The sequence below is a fragment of the Azospirillum sp. A1-3 genome, from assembly GCF_023806445.1.
Lineage (GTDB): Bacteria > Pseudomonadota > Alphaproteobacteria > Azospirillales > Azospirillaceae > Azospirillum.
This window is the reverse complement of the sequence record NZ_JAMSLU010000005.1, coordinates 310001-326534: the sequence shown is the minus strand read 5'-3', so window position 1 is coordinate 326534 and position 16534 is coordinate 310001. Positions and strand designations below refer to the sequence as shown.

Genomic DNA, 16534 nt, shown 5'->3' with positions numbered 1-16534 from the left:
GACCCAACAAGGACAAAAACGAATGACCACCGAGAGCGCAACCGAAGCGAAGTTCGAAACGGGAGAGGCCCTGCTCGCACGCCATCCCGGCGCCATCATCCAGCCCGTCCGCGGCGTGTGGCCGCGCATCGCCGCCGACGCCTATATCGCCCCCGGCGCGGTGGTGGTCGGCGACGTCACCATCGGGGCGGAGGCCAGCGTCTGGTACGGCTGCGTCCTGCGCGGCGACGACCACAGCATCACGGTGGGGCCGCGCACCAACATCCAGGACGGCACCATCATCCACGTCATGTTGAACGACTATCCCACCATCATCGGCGCCGACGTGGTGATCGGCCATGGCGTGCGGATGCATGGCTGCACGCTGGAGGACGGCTGCCTGATCGGCATCGGCTCCATCGTGCTGGACGGGGCGGTGGTGGAAAGCGGCGCCATGCTCGCCGCCGGTGCGGTGCTGACCCCGCGCAAGCGCGTCCCCGCCCGCCAGTTGTGGGCCGGCAGCCCGGCCAAGCATCTGCGCGACGTCACCGATGCGGAGGTGGAGTTCATCGCCTTCGACGTCCGCCACTATGCCGGCCTCGCACGTGCGGCATCGAGCCGCGGGCAACTCGATCTCGGCGCGGAGATTTAACCGAGAAGGGTATCGACAATACGGGTCAGTATGGGTTCAGTACCGGAATGCGCAGCCACCCCAACTGCTGCGCACAAGAACGAATTCCGGAGGAGCGCAACCTTGCATACCGACACCCAGCCGCTGACCCAGAGCTATGTTCACGGGGCGAGCCGCACCCCGCTGTTGGGCGAGACCATCGGCGCCCATCTCGACCGCATGGCCTCTCTGTCCCCCGACCGGCCGGCCCTGATCGTCCGTCACCAGAATGTCCGCTGGACCTATGCGGAGTTCAAGCGCCGGGTCGATCAGGTGGCGGCGGGGCTGGTCGGGCTGGGGCTGAAGCCGGGCGAGCGCATCGGCATCTGGTCGCAGAACAACTCCGAATGGGTGGTGACCCAGTTCGCCACCGCCAAGGCCGGCCTGATCCTGGTCAACATCAACCCGGCCTACCGCCTGCACGAGCTGGAATACGCCATCAACAAGGTCGGCTGCGCCGCCCTGATCCTGGCGCCGTCCTTCAAGTCCAGCGACTATCTCGGCATGATGGCCAAGCTGGCCCCGGAACTGGAGCAGGCGACCTCCGCCGGTCCGCTGTCGCTGCAACGGCTGCCGACCCTGCGCCACCTGATCCGGATGGGGACGGAGAAGACGCCGGGCATGCTGAACTTCGACGATCTGCCGGCGCTGGCCCGCCCGGCCGACGTGGCGGAGCTGGGGCGGCTGACCTCCATTCTGCAATTCGACGATCCCGTGAACATCCAGTTCACCAGCGGCACCACCGGCAGCCCGAAGGGCGCCACGCTGACCCACCACAACATCCTCAACAACGGCTTCTCCGTCGGCGAGGCGATGCGCCTGACCGAACAGGACAAGCTGTGCATCCCGGTGCCCTTCTATCACTGCTTCGGCATGGTTCTGGGCAACCTCGCCTGCGTCACCCACCGCGCCTGCATGGTGATCCCGGGCGAAGGCTTCGACCCGGTCGCCGTGCTGACCGCGGTGCAGGAGGAGCGCTGCACCGGCCTGCACGGCGTGCCGACCATGTTCATCGCCCTGCTCGACCACCCCGACTTCGCCAAATACGACCTGTCGAGCCTGCGCACCGGCATCATGGCCGGCTCGCCCTGCCCGATCGAGGTGATGAAGCGCGTGGTCTCCGAAATGAACCAGCGCGAGATCACCATCGCCTACGGCATGACCGAGACCAGCCCGGTCAGCTTCCAAAGCTCCACCGACGATCCGCTGGAACGGCGCGTCTCCACCGTCGGGCGCATCCAGCCGCATCTGGAGGTGAAGATCGTCGATGCCGAGGGCCGCATCGTCCCGCCGGGAACGCCGGGCGAGCTGCTGACCCGCGGCTATTCGGTGATGCGCGGCTATTGGGGCGACGCGGAGCAGACGGCGCGAGCGATCGACGAGGCCGGCTGGATGCACACCGGCGACCTCGCCACCATCGATGCGGAGGGCTACTGCAACATCGTCGGCCGGCTGAAGGACATGGTGATCCGCGGCGGCGAGAACATCTACCCGCGCGAGGTGGAGGAATTCCTCTACACCCACCCCGACATCGCCGACGTGCAGGTGTTCGGCGTCCCCGACCAGCAGTATGGCGAACAGCTCTGCGCCTGGATCCGGCCGAAGCCGGGGGTGGCGCTGACCGAACAGCAGGTGACCGCCTTCTGCCAGGGCGCCATCGCCCACTACAAGATCCCCAAATACATCCGCTTCGTCGAAGATTTCCCGATGACGGTGACCGGCAAGATCCAGAAGTTCGTCATGCGCCAGACCATGATCGAGGAACTGAACCTGACCCAGGACCGGACTGCCTAACCGCTTGCCGGCTGAAGCGGCTCGGCGCTGAGCAGCGCGCGCAGCAGCGCGTTGGGAAAGCGCCGCCGCACGGTGACGGCATAGAAGGTCTCGGTGATGTCCGGCAGCACGTCGGCGGCGTGCAGCCGGCCGGATGCCAGCTCGTCCTTCACCACGATGGGCGGCAGCACGGCCAACCCGACATCCTCGCGGGCGAGCAGGCGCATCATCGCCATGTCGTCGACCTCGGCGGCGATCTGCGGGCGGATGCCGATCCGGTCGGCCAGCGCGTCGAAAGCGATCCGCACGTTGCTGTCGGAGGTCGGCAGGATCACCGGATGCCCGGTCAGCAGCTCCGCGATGGTGCCGCCGCCGGCGACCCGGTGCGGCGTTCCCACCAGAGTGACCGGCTGTTCGGCCAGCCGGTGGGCGACGAACGGCGATGCCGCGTCGCCGGCCGGCGCCCGGTTCATCAGCACCACATCCAGGTTCAGCGCCTCCAGCGCCTGCAGCAGTTCGGCCTGGCTGCCCGAGCGCAGGATGACGTCGACATCCTCCTGCCCCAGGATCGGGCGCAGGAAGCCGATCTGGAAATTCCGCGACAGCGTCGCCTGCGCCCCCACCCGCAGGGCCCGCCGGCTCCGGCCGCTTTCCTTCAGCGTCCCCACCAGTTCCTCGCCCAGCGCGAAGATCGAATCGGCATGGTCGAGCGCGATCCGCCCCGCCTCGGTCAGGCGGAGTTGCCGGCCCTCACGCTCGAACAGCGCATGGCCCAGCCGTTCCTCCAGCTTGCGGATTTGCACCGACAGCGCCGACTGGGTCAGGTTCAGCCGCGCCGCGGTGCGCGTCAGGTTCCCGTCATGGGCGACCGCCTGGAAATAGAAGAGGTGGTGGTAGTTCAGCTCGCGCATCGTTCGATTTTACCGAACGATATCCCGAGAACAATGAATTTTTTTCGAAACGGTGGCGCTGCTAGATCGAAGGGACAGGCTCCTCACGCTGTTCCGGAGAGACCGCTTTGTCCATTCACCTCCTGCCGCTCCTCAGCCCCATAGCCCTCCTGCTGGCCGCAATAGCCGGGTTCCGCAATCCTGGCCGACGCCCCGGCTCCGTCCCGCGACTGGCGGAGGCCGCGGCGCTGGCCGCCTTCGTCGTCGCCCTGCTGTCGGCCGGCCTGCTCGCCATGACCGGCGCCGGCACCAGCCCGCTGCTCGGCGCCTGGGGGGTCGGCCTGTCGGTGCGGCTCGACGCGGTGAGTGTGACGATGCTGACCCTGGTCTCCTTCGTCGGCTGGATCGTCGTCCGCTTCACCGCCACCTACCTGGATGGCGAGGACCGGCAGGGCGCCTTCACCGGCTGGCTGTGTGCCACGCTGGCCTCGGTCCTGCTGCTGGTGCAGGCCGGCAACCTCGCCCATTTCGTCCTGGCCTGGATCGCCACCAGCCTGTTCCTGCACCGGCTTCTGCTGTTCTACCCGAACCGGCCCACCGCCCGGCGGGCGGCGCGCAAGAAGGCGATCACCGCGCGGATCGGCGACGCCGCCCTGATCGGCGCGGCGGTCCTGCTCGCCGCCGGTTACGGCACCGCCGATATCGCCACCATCGCCGGGATGGCCCGCGCCGGCCAAGGTGGGGCGGGGACGGTCTGGGCCGCCGGCCTGATCGCGCTGGCCGCCCTGCTGAAGTCGGCGCAGTTTCCGACCCACGGCTGGGTGACCGAAGTGATGGAGACGCCGACGCCGGTGTCGGCCCTGCTGCATGCCGGCGTCATCAACGGCGGCGGTTTCCTGCTGATCCGCTTCGCCGACCTGATGCTGCTGGCGCCCGGCGTGCTGTCGGTTCTGGTGATCGTCGGCGGCTTCACCGCCCTGTTCGGCGGTCTGGTGATGCTGACCCAGCCGTCGGTCAAGACCTCGCTCGCCTGGTCCACCGTGGCGCAGATGGGCTTCATGGTCCTGCAATGCGGGCTGGCGCTGTTCCCGCTCGCCCTGCTGCACATCGTGGCGCACTCGTTCTACAAGGCGCACGCCTTCCTGGGCGCCGGCGGGGCGGTGGAGGGGGTGGCGGCGATCCGGCGTCCCGGCCCGGTGGCGGTCCCCAACGGCGCCGCCGTCGGCCGCGCCTTCCTCGCCGCACTGGCGATCTACGCCGCCTTCTACCTTCTGTTCGGCGCGCTGTTCGGCTTTGCCGCCAAACCGCCGCAGGCGGTGGCGCTGGGCGCCATCCTGATCTTCGGCGTCGCCTATCTGCTGGCGCAGGGGTTGGCCGGCACCGCTCCGGCCTTCCTGACCCGGCGCACCGCGCTCTACGCCGTCGCCGCCTCCACCGCCTATTTCGCACTGCAGAGCATCGCCGAATGGGCGCTGACCGGTCCGTTGCCGCACACGCCGGCCCCCGGCCCGCTGGAATGGGCGCTGATGGTTCTGGTGGTGGTCAGCTTCGGCCTCGTCGCCGTCGCCCAGTCGATGTTCCCGCTGTGGGCCTACCACCCGGCCGCCGCCGGGCTGCGGGTCCACCTGTCCAACGGCCTCTATGTCAACGCCGTCTTCGATCGGCTGCTCGGCGGCTGGTCCGTGCGCAAGATTTCCTGATCCCGGAAGGACGAACCTCATGACCGCCCAGTCATCCGCCCAGTCGACCATGCAGCCGGCCGCCCAGCCCATCGACGCTGCCGCGGCCCGCAGCCCCGCCCTTGCCGCCGTCGCCAACGCCGCCGTGCGTGCGATCCCGCCGGTCTGGCCGCTCGCCTCCAGCGTCGCCGTCAACCCCTTCCTGGGACAGAGCGGCGAGAGCCTCGCCCAGACCGCCGCCCGGCTCGGCCGGGTCGCCGGTATCGCCGTGACCATGCCGCGCTCCTGGTATCTGGAGCGGATCGCGTCCGGCGCCATCACCGACGAGGACCTCGCCGACGCGCTGTCGGCCTCCCCGCATGCCATGCGCCCGGCCTCGCCGGCCGCCCTCAAGGCCGCCGCCGCAACCGCCGCCCCGCCGCCGAAGGCGCTGCCGAGCGTCGCCGAGCTTGCGGCCGAAGCCTCCGGCACCGACTGGCCGGGTCTGATCGCCGAGCGGTTCGGCGGCTGGGCCGCCGGCTATTTCGACGTGGGCCAAGCGCTGTGGGCGGCACCGCAGGGCAAGTCCGCCTATGCCGCCTGGCGCGCCGTCGCCACCCACGACCTGACGCCGGAGATCCTCGGCCTCACCGGCTTCGCCACGCAGGTCGCCGAGGGTCCGGAAACCGCCGGGCAGGCGCTTGCCGCCGCCGTCGCCCGGCTCGGCATTCCCATCGCCGCCTGCGAGACCTACTTCCACCAGCTTCTCGCCAGCCTCGGCGGGTGGGCGCAGTTCGCCCGCTACCGGCTGTGGCAGGCGGAACTCGCCGGCGGCCATGACACGACGCTGACCGATTTCCTGGCGATCCGGCTGGTCTGGGAACAGGCGCTCCACGACCGCCATGAACAGCAGATCGCCGAGCGCTGGCGTGCCGTCTGCGCCGCCCATGCCGAGCCGGTGGCGCCCACGGCGGACCAGATCGTCGACGCCATCCTGCAGGACGCCGCCGACCGCGCCGCCCAGCGGACGCTGGCCGGGACATTCGCGCAAGAGCGGGCGGCCGATCCGTCCCCCGGCCGCCCGACCCTCCAGGCCGCCTTCTGCATCGACGTGCGGTCGGAGCTGTTCCGGCGCGCCCTGGAATCGACCGGGCCGGGGATCGAAACCATCGGCTTCGCCGGCTTCTTCGGCCTCGCCCTGTCGCACCGGCGCCATGCCTCCGACGTGGACGAGGCGCGGTGCCCGGTGCTGCTGACCCCCGCCGCCACCTCACGGACCACCGACTGCGGCCATCACCACGAACACGGGCATAACCATGGACACGAGCACCTGTCCGACGATGCCAAGGCCCGGTTGACCGCCAGGGCGAAACGCGCCTGGGGCCGGTTCAAGCTCGCCGCCGTCTCGTCCTTCGCCTTCGTCGAAGCGATGGGGCCGGTCTATGCCGGCAAGCTGCTGCGCGACTCCTTCTCATTCGGCGACGCCAAGGCGCCCCACGACCCGGCGCCGCGCCTCGACCCCGCGCTGCCGGTGGACCAGCGCGCCGGCATGGCGGTGACCATCCTGCGGGCGATGTCGCTGACCGACGGCTTCGCCCGGATCGTCCTGTTCGCCGGCCATGGCGCCACCACCGTCAACAACCCGCACGCCAGCGCCCTGCAATGCGGCGCCTGCGGCGGCTATTCGGGGGACGCGAACGCCCGCCTGCTCGCCGGCCTGCTCAACGATCCGGAGGTGCGGACCGCGCTGGCCGGACAGGGCATCGTCATCCCGGACGACACGCTGTTCGTGGGCGCGCTGCATGACACCACCACCGATACAGTGACGCTCTACGACGCCGACCATCCCTCGGCACCCCACGCCGCCGACCTGCAGCGGGTGCGCGGCTGGTTCGCCGCCGCCGGGGCCATCGCCAGGGGCGAGCGGGCACTGCGCCTGCCGCGGGCCAATGGTGCCGACGACGTCGCCGGGCGCAGCCGCGACTGGGCGGAGGTCCGGCCGGAATGGGGTCTCGCCGGCTGCAGCGCCTTCATCGCCGCGCCGCGCGGCCGCACCGCCGGCCGCGACCTGCGGGGCCGCAGCTTCCTGCACAGCTATGACTGGCGGCAGGACGACGGCTTCCGGGTGCTGGAGCTGATCCTGACCGCGCCGGTGGTGGTGGCGAGCTGGATCAGCCTGCAATATTACGGCTCCACCGTCGCACCGACCATGTTCGGCGCCGGCAACAAGCTGCTGCACAACGTCACCGGCGGCATCGGCGTGGTCGAGGGCAACGGCGGGCTCCTGCGCGTCGGCCTGCCCTGGCAGTCGGTCCATGACGGCGAGCGTTACATGCACGAGCCGCTGCGGCTTTCGGTGGTGGTGGAGGCGCCGCAGGAGGCGATCGACGGGGTGCTGTCCCGCCATCCCGACCTGCGCGCGCTGTTCGACAACGGCTGGCTCCACCTGTTCCGCCTGAACGAACAGGGCCGCATGGCGAGCCGCTACCTCCGGTCCCTGCAATGGGCCGACCTCCACGCCTCCCCGGCGCAGGAGGAGCCCCAGCCGGAGCACCGCAAGCAGTTGTTGCGGGCGGCCGGCTGAGCCGGCACATCCCCTTGGCTATCCGACCGCGTGCTTGCGCTGCGTCGCGAAGGGGCTGAGGCCGTCCGCTGTCATGGGGCGGCCGACATGCCGCATTGGGTCCGGCCGACCCCGCAGGGACAGCTTGGATGCGGAGTCCACAGTGGAATTACGGGCCGGACGCCCTCCTTTCGGGTTGCACATCCCCCGTTCCGCTCGGAACCTCCTCCGTCGCCGCGGACACTGGCGGCATCTTTGAAGACAGGCGAGATTTCAAATACTCCGATATGCGGCTCGTATCGGAGTATTTATGCGACTTTTGGACGCATACTCCAGAATGCAAGGCCGATCCTGCGGTAATGAATTGTTCATCGCTCTCGCGTAAAGGGTTTCAGTACGCTGGATTGCTAAAATAGGTTTGACCTGAAAGCATCAGCTTTCTACTTTTGCAACCACCAAACGGTATAGGTGCTGCAATTCTAGTGCAGGTTCAGCGGTTCACGCACGGAGGTTCGTTATGAGAGCATTTTGGGGTTTGGTGATCGGCGCGGCCCTGCTGATGGCAACGGCCGGCGCGCAGGCGCAGGAAAAGCTTCGGATCGGCCATGTGCTGCCGAAGGGTTCGCAGTTCAGCGAAGCCGTTCGGGTGATGAACGAGGAAATCCAGCGCCGTACGAACAACAAGTATGTGATCGAGGAACATCCGGCCAGCGAACTGGGCTCCGGCCCGGCCATGCTGGAGGCCGTGAAGCTCGGCACCATCGACATGGTGCTGTCGTCGTCGGGCGGCGCGCTGGCGCAGTTCAATCCGAATGTCGGCATCCTCGACCTGATGCTGCTGTTCCGTGACGAGGCGCACGCCGATCTGGTCCTGGACGGCCCCATCGGCACCTCGCTCCTCGACTCCTTCAAGGACACCAACACGGTCGCCCTTGCCTGGGCGGAGAACGGCTTCCGCCAGCTCACCAATTCGGTCCGCCCGATCAAGACCCCGGCCGATATGAAGGGCCTGAAGATGCGCATCGCCGAAAGCGATCTCTTCAAGAAGGCCTTCCTGACGCTGGGGGCCGAACCCTTCAGCATGCCCTTCGCGCAGCTCTATCCCGCTTTGAAGAGCGGTCAGGCCGAAGGCCAGGAAAACCCGGTCACCACGATCGTCGGCTCGAAGCTGTACGAGGTGCAGAACAACATCACGATCAGCAACCACACCTATTCGCCGGCCGTCATCCTGATCAACAAGGAATTCTTCGACGACCTGTCGCCCGAGATGAAGACCGCCTTCGTCGAAGCGGCCCGCGCCGGCGGCAAGGCGTCGCGTGAATATGTGCGCAGTCGCGACCGCGAGGGGATGAAGGTCCTCAAGGCGTCGCCGATCACCATCACCACCGACTTCGATCGTGCGGCCTTCGAAAAGGCCCTTGAGCCGTTCTATCAGGAGGCGGCCAAGCAGTTCACGATGGAAAAGATCATGGCGATCAAGAACGCCAAGTAACCGTTCAAGTTCGTCGACACCAGCGGGGAGGCCGGCGGGCCCGGACATTCCGCCCCTCGGCCCTTCCCCGCCCTCCTGACGCGATCCCGCGCCGCCGTCCAAGCGACGTTTTTCACAACGGGTGTCCGCATGTTTCGTTTGGCCTCGCACATGAAGATCTCGCAGAAAATCTACGCAGGCTTCATGGCCTCGATCGCCCTGATCGTGTTCCTGGGCGTTCAGTTTGTGAACAACGTCGACACCATCCGCGGCGAGCTGGAGGGGGTCATCGCCGTCGGTCACGACGCCATGAGCACGGCTCGCCTGGTCGAGATCAGCGAGCACATGGACCGCGCGGTCCTGAACTACATCGCCTCGCAATCCGAGACCGACCTCCTCAGTGCGCGCAAGGAGGTGGATGTCTTCGTGAAGGCGATCGCCGAAACCGACACCGGCACGGACCTGACGGTCGACCGCGCGAGCATCGGCGCCCTGCAGAAGGCCGCAGCCAGCTACCGCGCCGCCTTCGACGAGACCGTCGCCGCCGTCACCCGCCGCCGCGACGGGGTGGGCCAGTCCTTCCTGGTCGGCGCCCAGCTGAACACCACCGCCGTCGCCCTGGTGGAAGGCACGCAGAACATCGGCGAGGCGCCGGGGCTTCAAGCCACGCTGCGCCTGCAACAGGCGCTGCAGGCCACCCGCATGGCCGCCGCCCGCTATTTCACCACCTTCGATCCCAACGATGCCGACGCCACCAAGGGCGAGCTGACGCGCCTGCGCGAATCGATCCAGGAAGCCAAGACCGTCATCACTAACAAGCGCCTGCTGCGCTTCCTCGCGTCCATGGAGCCGCAGCTCGTCACCTTCACCAAGGGGTTGGAGGACGCGATCGGCGGCAGCCAGACGCTGATAGGATCGCAGGCCCGGATCCGCGACATCCTGTCCGAACTGCAGCAGATCGTCCGCAGCATCGTCACCGCCTTTTCCGACACGCAGACGCAGACGCAGGCGCGGGCCGCCGACGCGCTCGACGCCAGCTGGCGCCAGGCCGTCATCACGCCCGTCATCGCGGTGCTCGCCGGCATCGTCTTCGCGCTGCTGATCGCCAGATCGATCGTCGGCCCGATCCGCCGCATGACGACGGCCATGAGCGTTCTGGCCAAGGGCGACACCTCGATCGAAATCCCGGCCCTCGAAAACCGGGACGAGGTGGGCGACATGGCCCGCGCGGTCCAGGTCTTCAAGGAAAACGCCATCCACATGGAGCGGCTGCGCAACGCCCAGGAGGAGCAGCGGCTGCGCAACGAGGCTGAGAAGCGCGAGGCCATGAACAGTCTGGCCGAAAACTTCGAAAGCACGGTCATGGACGTGGTCCAGCACGTCATCCGCGAGGCCGAGGTGGTGGAGACCAACGCCCGCCTGTTCGCCAGCGTCGCCGAACAGACCGTCGAGCTGGCCACCCAGGGCGCCTCCGCCACCGAAGAGGCGAGCATCAACGTCAAGATGGTGTCGGAAGCGGTGGAGGAACTGTCCCATTCCGTCGCCGCCATCAGCGGTCAGGCCTCCCAATCCACCGAGATCGCCCGCGACGCGGTCAACGAGGCGCGCAAGACCAACGAAGTCGTCTCTGCGCTGGCCGACGCGGCCGGCCGCATCGGCGACGTCGTCCACATGATCGAGAACATCGCGAAGCAGACCAACCTGCTGGCGCTGAACGCGACGATCGAAGCCGCCCGCGCGGGCGAGTTCGGCAAGGGCTTCGCCGTGGTAGCCAACGAGGTGAAGGCGCTCGCCAACCAGACAACCGTCGCGACCGGCGAGATCAGCATCCAGATCAACGCCATCCAGTCGACCAGCTTCAGCGCGGTGAACGCGATCAAGCGGATCGGCGAAACCATCGACCGCATGGACAGCATCGCCATGAGCATCTCGGGGGCGGTGCAGCAGCAGTTCCAGGCGACGACGGAAATCAGCGACAATCTCCGTCAGGCGGCGCTGGGCACCACGGAAGTCGCCAGCTCCATCACTCATGTGCTGCACAAGGCGACCGACGCCGGCAGCTCCGCCGAGATGCTGCTGGAAAGCTCGGGCACGCTGAGCCACCAGACCTCGCTGCTGAAGGAGGAGGTCAACTCCTTCACCGACCGCATCCGGGTCGCCTGATCCGGCCGACCGCCGACCGGAAAGCCCTCGAACGGCGAGGCGCCGGAGCTGGGACATCCCGCTCCGGCGCCTTCTTTTTTGCCGCGACCACCCACGATCCCGGCAGGTCGGGGATCGTGGGCGGCCGATGGCGTCAATGAGGCGGTTTGATCGACAGCGGCGCCCCGACCTCACCGGCATAGACGGCGAGCAGCCGGACCAGCTCCTTGCCCTCGTTGACCCCGTGGTGGAATTCCGCCGACTCCACGAAGGCGTCACCTTTCTTGTACACATAGGCGGCGCCGGTCACTTCCCGGATGGTCAGCTCGCCGGCCAGGATGTAGGTGATCAGCGGGATCGGGTGGTTGTGGACGCCGGTGTCGACGCCCGGCGGTATTTCCGTGACCCGCACCGTGACCTGCGGCTTGCCGGTCGGGTAGACGATCGGAACCCCGTTGGCGTGCGTCGTGGTCTGCAGCAGGACCGTGGACCGCGCCACCAGCGGCTTGGCCGCCCCATTGGCCGCCCCATTGGCTGCGGTGTCGGCCAGGGCCGGCGTTCCCGCCAGCAGACCGGCGGCGAGCAGGGTAGCGCCCGCACGCAGGCGACGGCGCGTGACGGCTTCGGCGACGGTCCGCCGATGTTTCGCGAATTGGATCATGGCGCTCTTCTCATCCATGGGGGGAAGGGTGAAAGGGCGCTCCCGGTTTGGAAACTCAGACCGGCTCCGCGGCGCGGCGACTCTGCTCGCGCATCGCCAGGGAAATGAGCGCACCGGTTGCGAGTGCGGCAAGGACCAGGGCCACGCATCCGGGCCACCCGGCGGTTTTCCACAAAAGGCCGGGCACGATGGCGCCAAGGCTGCCGCCAAGATAGAAGCAGCAAACATAGAGCCCGGCAGCGGCCCCCTTGTTCGTCGTCGCCACCCGGCCGACATAGCCGAGCGCCAACGACTGGCACAGGAACACGCCGCCCAGGAAGATTCCGGTTCCGGCGACGACCGCCGTCAGATCGGGCAGCAGGAGCAGCAACTGCCCCACCGCGCAGACGCCGAAGGCGACACGATAGGCGTTGCCGGTTCCCAGCAGACGCAACAGCAGGCTGTTGACCAGCGGGGCGGTCGCACTGAGCGGATAGACCAGGAAAACGAGGCCGATCCCCGCCGCCGTCAGTTCGAAAGGCGGCTCCGCCAGATGGAATCCCAGATAGGACAGGCATCCGGTCATCGAAAACAGGACGGTGCCGCCGCACAGGCTCACCGCGCGAATCCGGCCATCCCGAAGATGCTCCCGCATGCCGCGGAAATTGCCCAGGATCGACCCGGTCCTGCGGCCGCGGTCCGGCGTCAGCCAGAGCGCGACGAAGACCGCGCAGAGTGCCGAAACCGCGGCCAGGGCGGCGAACCCGCTCTGCCAGCCGGCGATGTCGGCGACCAGTCCGGAGACGAAGCGCCCGGCGAAGCCGCCGATGGCCGATCCGGTGACGAACATGCCGGTCACCGACGCGCCGCGGGTGCCTTCCCAGCGGGTGCCGATATAGGCGACGGCACCGGTGAACAGGGCCGGCAGCACGATGCCCTGGCTGAAGCGGACGGCCAGCAGTTCGTTCAGGCTGCCGCACAGCGTCAGCAGAAGCGTCAGCGGGACCAGGATGGCGATGGCCGCCAGCATCGAGCGCTTGCGCCCGAACCGGTCTGTCAGCGGCCCGGCCAGCGGCGCCGACAGCGCGACGGCCAGCGTCGTCGCCCCGATCACCGCCCCGGTTTCCGCCGGGCTGGCCTGGAAACTGCGGGCCAGCTGTGGCAGGACCGATTGCGGGGCATAGAGCGGCAGGAACGCCGCGAAGCCCAGAAGGAAGATCGCCGCCCGCTCCCGCGGCAAGATGGGCAGCGGAGAGGAGGAGGGCGCGGTCCCGGACCGGTCGTCCTCCGCCTCGCGCGCCGTCTCGGTTCGATGGCCGTCCATGGGATCGATGCCGCGCCGTCAGTCGGTGATGTTCGGATCGAACTCGACCGCGGACTTGTCGGAATCGGTGATCTGCGGAACGCCGAAGGTGATGGTCATGCCCTCCGGTCCGCGCAGTCGGATGATGGCGTTGATGCCGTCGGCGGCGCCCCAGAACAGCTTGTGCTGGCGCACGCTCTCCTTGCGGTCGATGACCGCCTCGATCAGGCAGGGACCGCGGGCCGCCATCGCCTCCTCCAACGCGCCGTTGAACTGCGTGAGATCGCCGGCCCGCCAAGTCCGCCAGCCGGAAGCCTGCGCCGCGAGCCCGATGTTGAGCGTCGGCGGCGAGATGAAGTCCATGACTTCCGGCGTCTTTGCGGTCGGCAGATATTCGAAGATGGCGCCGCCGCCGTTGTTCAGAACGACCAGCACGATGTCCAGGTCGCCGGCAAGCTGCAGGCTGCCGACATCGTGCGAGAAGGCCATGTCGCCGATGACCGACAGGGTCTTCTTCGGGCGCTGCGCCGCCGCGACGCCGATCAGCGTGCCGATGGAGCCGTCGATGCCGTTCACGCCGCGGTTGGCGAACAGACGCAACCGGGCATCGGTCCGGCCGGAGAAGCTGTCGGCGTCGCGCACTGCCATGGAATTGCCGCAGAAGAACACGGCTCCTTCAGGCGTCGCCTGAACCATCCGCCGCAGGATCGGCGCCTCCCAGAAGATCGTGTCGAAGGCGCTGCGCGACAGGCCGTCAATGTAGGCGTCACAGGCGGCGAAGGATTGCGCCCAGGACGCCGGAGCGGCACGCAGAGCGCCCGACGCCACCAGCGCATTGCACAGCGATTCGGGGCTGGCGCGCACGATCTCGGTCATGCGCAGGATCGGGTCTTGCCATTTGTTGGTCGGATCGACGCCGATATACTCGGTGCAGTTGGTGGTCTGCAGATAGGTCAACACCGGCTTCGAAATCGGCGGTCCGCCGAAATTGATCACCCACTCCGGCTTGTGGGTTTCGGTGAATCGCGTCGCCCTCAGGAAGGAATCGGCGCGCGCGATCACCGGAACGTCGCTTGGCGCACCGAAACGCAGGTTGCTGAAAGGATCGGCGATGATCGGAGCGCCGAGTTGGCGCGACAACTCGTAGATGGCGGCGGGGAAACCCGGCTCGTCGATCTCGCTGGCGCCGCAGACGATCACGCCGCGGCGTCCGGCCAGGGACTCGGCCAACCGCTGGGCGTGGTCCGCATTGACCGTCAGGACGGGGTTGGAGACCACCGGCGGCGTGGGAACGGGGCGTTTGTTGCGGAGCTTTGCCACCAGCGGGTCGCGGAACGCTTGGTTCACATGCACCGGGCCAGGGGTTGCGCCCGTCGCCTGCTCATAGATGCGGGAAACCAGCGGCGAGAGCGAATCGATGCTGGCATCGGGAAGCTGGATGTTGTGGGACGCCCGCACATGCTGGCCGAAGGCGCGGATCTGGTCGATCGCCTGTGCGGAACTCCGGTCCTGATTCTCCGGGGCACGGTCGGCGGTGATGACGATCAGCGGAATCATTCCGTAATTCGCCTCCATCACGGCGGGATAGAACTGCCCCACCGCGGAGCCCGACGTGCAGATCAGAATGGTCGGCTTCTGCGTCACGCTCGACAGGCCGAGCGCGAAGAAGCCGGCCGACCGCTCGTCGATGACGACCGACACCTTCAGCTTGGGATTGGCGCGGCAGGCGAGCGCCAGCGGCGCCATCTGCGCGCCCGGACACATCACCGCATGCGTGCAGCCGACCTCCACCAGGGAATCGATCAGGAAAGCGGACCAAGTGAAGTTCAGCTCGGCATCTCCGGATACGATTCCGCGGAAGGTCGTGTTGTCGACTTCCACCGGAGCGGCGGCCGGCGGAGCCGACGCGCTTCCTTGCGTTGCCTGCAACGGGGCATTGGTGGCAATATGATCAGTAAGTTCAACTTCTTTGCTCACCTAAGCCCCCATCATAAACGCAGGAGAACGTCATAAGAATTACGCGCCCCATGATAAGCGAATATCTGGCACTAATGCAATTTCAATGAGATATTCGTACAAGGTGACAATTTTCAACAACATTATTATGGTTTGCAGATAATTACCGGGTGTTGTCACCGGCATATGCACGCAAAAGCAGGACGACCCTCTCGATGGCGCTTCTCGATGGCCTTGGACCGAAGAGGATGCGGCAGTCCGACGGCCAATGCCCGGAGCCGATCGGGCCGGAAAAAGTCGAAACGCCCCGGCTCGTGTGAACCGGGGCGTTTCTGAAGTGATGAAGATGCAAGCTTATGCTTTGGATTTGCGTCTCTTGAGGCTTGGTGACCTGGCGGCGACCTACTCTCCCACGTCTTAAGACGCAGTACCATTGGCGCGGAGGCTTTTCACGGCCGAGTTCGGGATGGGATCGGGTGTTTGACACCTCGCCATGACCACCAGGTCACCAAGGCTCAAGACCGACGCTTTATCCGAAGCATGTGCTTGTTCAGTGCAAGTGAGGGAGGAGTATCGAACTGGCGGTGTTGCGTCAAGCAGGGCCTTTCCAAGCAGGCTTGCTGCTGCGCATGGCGCGGTTGTGTGGGGTGAGATCAAGCCGATCGAGCGATTAGTAAGGCTTAGCTTCGAGCATTGCTGCCCGTCCACATGCCTCCTATCGACGTGATGGTCTGTCACGGCTCTCAAGGGAGCTCTGGTTTAGAGGTGGGTTTCCCGCTTAGATGCTTTCAGCGGTTATCCCGTCCATACTTAGCTACCCGGCCATGCCACTGGCGTGACAACCGGTGCACCAGAGGTATGTCCATCCCGGTCCTCTCGTACTAGGGACAGATCCTCGCAAAACTCCGACACCCACGGCAGATAGGGACCGAACTGTCTCACGACGTTCTAAACCCAGCTCACGTACCACTTTAATCGGCGAACAGCCGAACCCTTGGGACCTGCTCCAGCCCCAGGATGTGATGAGCCGACATCGAGGTGCCAAACGACTCCGTCGATATGGACTCTTGGGAGTCATCAGCCTGTTATCCCCGGCGTACCTTTTATCCGTTGAGCGATGGCCCGTCCACGTGGAGCCACCGGATCACTATGGCCGACTTTCGTCTCTGCTCGACTTGTCAGTCTTGCAGTCAGGCGGGCTTATGCCATTGCACTCGACGAGCGATTTCCGACCGCTCTGAGCCCACCATCGCGCGCCTCCGTTACACTTTGGGAGGCGACCGCCCCAGTCAAACTACCCGCCATGCAGGGTCCCGGACCCGGGTAACGGGCCACGGTTAGATGCCAGAGACTTCAAGGGTGGTATTTCAAGGATGGCTCCACACGAGCTGGCGCCCATGCTTCCAAGCCTCCCACCTATCCTACACATGAAGTCCCTAGCACCACTGCAAAGCTGTAGTAAAGGTGCACGGGGTCTTTCCGTCTGACC

At 66.9% G+C, this 16534-nt stretch carries 10 protein-coding genes and 2 rRNA genes (1 of these 12 only partly in view); 6 read left to right on the top strand and 6 right to left on the bottom strand.

Annotated features, from left to right (window positions below; all coding sequences use genetic code 11):
* Positions 1-22: 22 nt before the first annotated feature.
* A complete protein-coding gene (locus tag M5E06_RS26040) occupies positions 23-631 on the top strand; it encodes a gamma carbonic anhydrase family protein (protein WP_252140695.1) in 609 nt (202 codons plus the stop codon).
* 102 nt (positions 632-733) lie between these two features.
* A complete protein-coding gene (locus tag M5E06_RS26035; protein WP_286208982.1) occupies positions 734-2443 on the top strand; it encodes an AMP-binding protein in 1710 nt (569 codons plus the stop codon).
* Here M5E06_RS26035 and M5E06_RS26030 read toward each other — a convergent pair.
* Positions 2440-3333 carry a LysR family transcriptional regulator gene (locus M5E06_RS26030; protein ID WP_252140694.1) on the bottom strand — a complete coding sequence of 298 codons (894 nt, stop codon included), beginning with the start codon at positions 3331-3333 and terminating at the stop codon, positions 2440-2442. The genes M5E06_RS26035 and M5E06_RS26030 overlap by 4 nt on opposite strands.
* Positions 3334-3440: 107 nt before the next feature.
* Here M5E06_RS26030 and M5E06_RS26025 point away from each other — a divergent pair, with 107 nt between their 5' ends.
* From M5E06_RS26025 to M5E06_RS26010, 4 genes are all read left to right on the top strand, one after another.
* Positions 3441-5012 carry a proton-conducting transporter transmembrane domain-containing protein gene (locus tag M5E06_RS26025; RefSeq protein ID WP_252140693.1) on the top strand — a complete coding sequence of 524 codons (1572 nt, stop codon included), beginning with the start codon at positions 3441-3443 and terminating at the stop codon, positions 5010-5012.
* Positions 5013-5031: 19 nt separating this feature from the next.
* Positions 5032-7554, top strand: a complete 2523-nt coding sequence (locus M5E06_RS26020; RefSeq protein ID WP_502802010.1) for a YbcC family protein — start codon at positions 5032-5034, stop codon at positions 7552-7554.
* A gap of 496 nt (positions 7555-8050) precedes the next feature.
* Positions 8051-9025: a TRAP transporter substrate-binding protein gene (locus M5E06_RS26015; protein WP_252140692.1), complete on the top strand. Its 975-nt coding sequence runs from the start codon at positions 8051-8053 to the stop codon at positions 9023-9025.
* 129 nt (positions 9026-9154) lie between these two features.
* Positions 9155-11167, top strand: coding sequence for a methyl-accepting chemotaxis protein (locus M5E06_RS26010; RefSeq protein ID WP_252140691.1), 2013 nt, complete (start codon positions 9155-9157; stop codon positions 11165-11167).
* Positions 11168-11300: 133 nt separating this feature from the next.
* Here M5E06_RS26010 and M5E06_RS26005 read toward each other — a convergent pair whose 3' ends face one another.
* The 5 genes from M5E06_RS26005 to M5E06_RS25985 all read right to left on the bottom strand — a co-directional run.
* Positions 11301-11807 carry a cupin domain-containing protein gene (locus M5E06_RS26005; protein WP_252140690.1) on the bottom strand — a complete coding sequence of 169 codons (507 nt, stop codon included), beginning with the start codon at positions 11805-11807 and terminating at the stop codon, positions 11301-11303.
* Positions 11808-11862: 55 nt separating this feature from the next.
* Positions 11863-13110 carry an MFS transporter gene (locus tag M5E06_RS26000; RefSeq protein ID WP_252140689.1) on the bottom strand — a complete coding sequence of 416 codons (1248 nt, stop codon included), beginning with the start codon at positions 13108-13110 and terminating at the stop codon, positions 11863-11865.
* Positions 13111-13128: 18 nt separating this feature from the next.
* A complete protein-coding gene (gene menD, locus M5E06_RS25995; RefSeq protein ID WP_252140688.1) occupies positions 13129-14970 on the bottom strand; it encodes a 2-succinyl-5-enolpyruvyl-6-hydroxy-3-cyclohexene-1-carboxylic-acid synthase in 1842 nt (613 codons plus the stop codon).
* A 464-nt stretch (positions 14971-15434) separates the two neighbouring features.
* A 5S ribosomal RNA gene (gene rrf / locus M5E06_RS25990) occupies positions 15435-15550 on the bottom strand.
* Positions 15551-15694: 144 nt separating this feature from the next.
* Positions 15695-16534: ribosomal RNA gene (locus tag M5E06_RS25985) — 23S ribosomal RNA — on the bottom strand; it runs 1905 nt beyond the window's last position.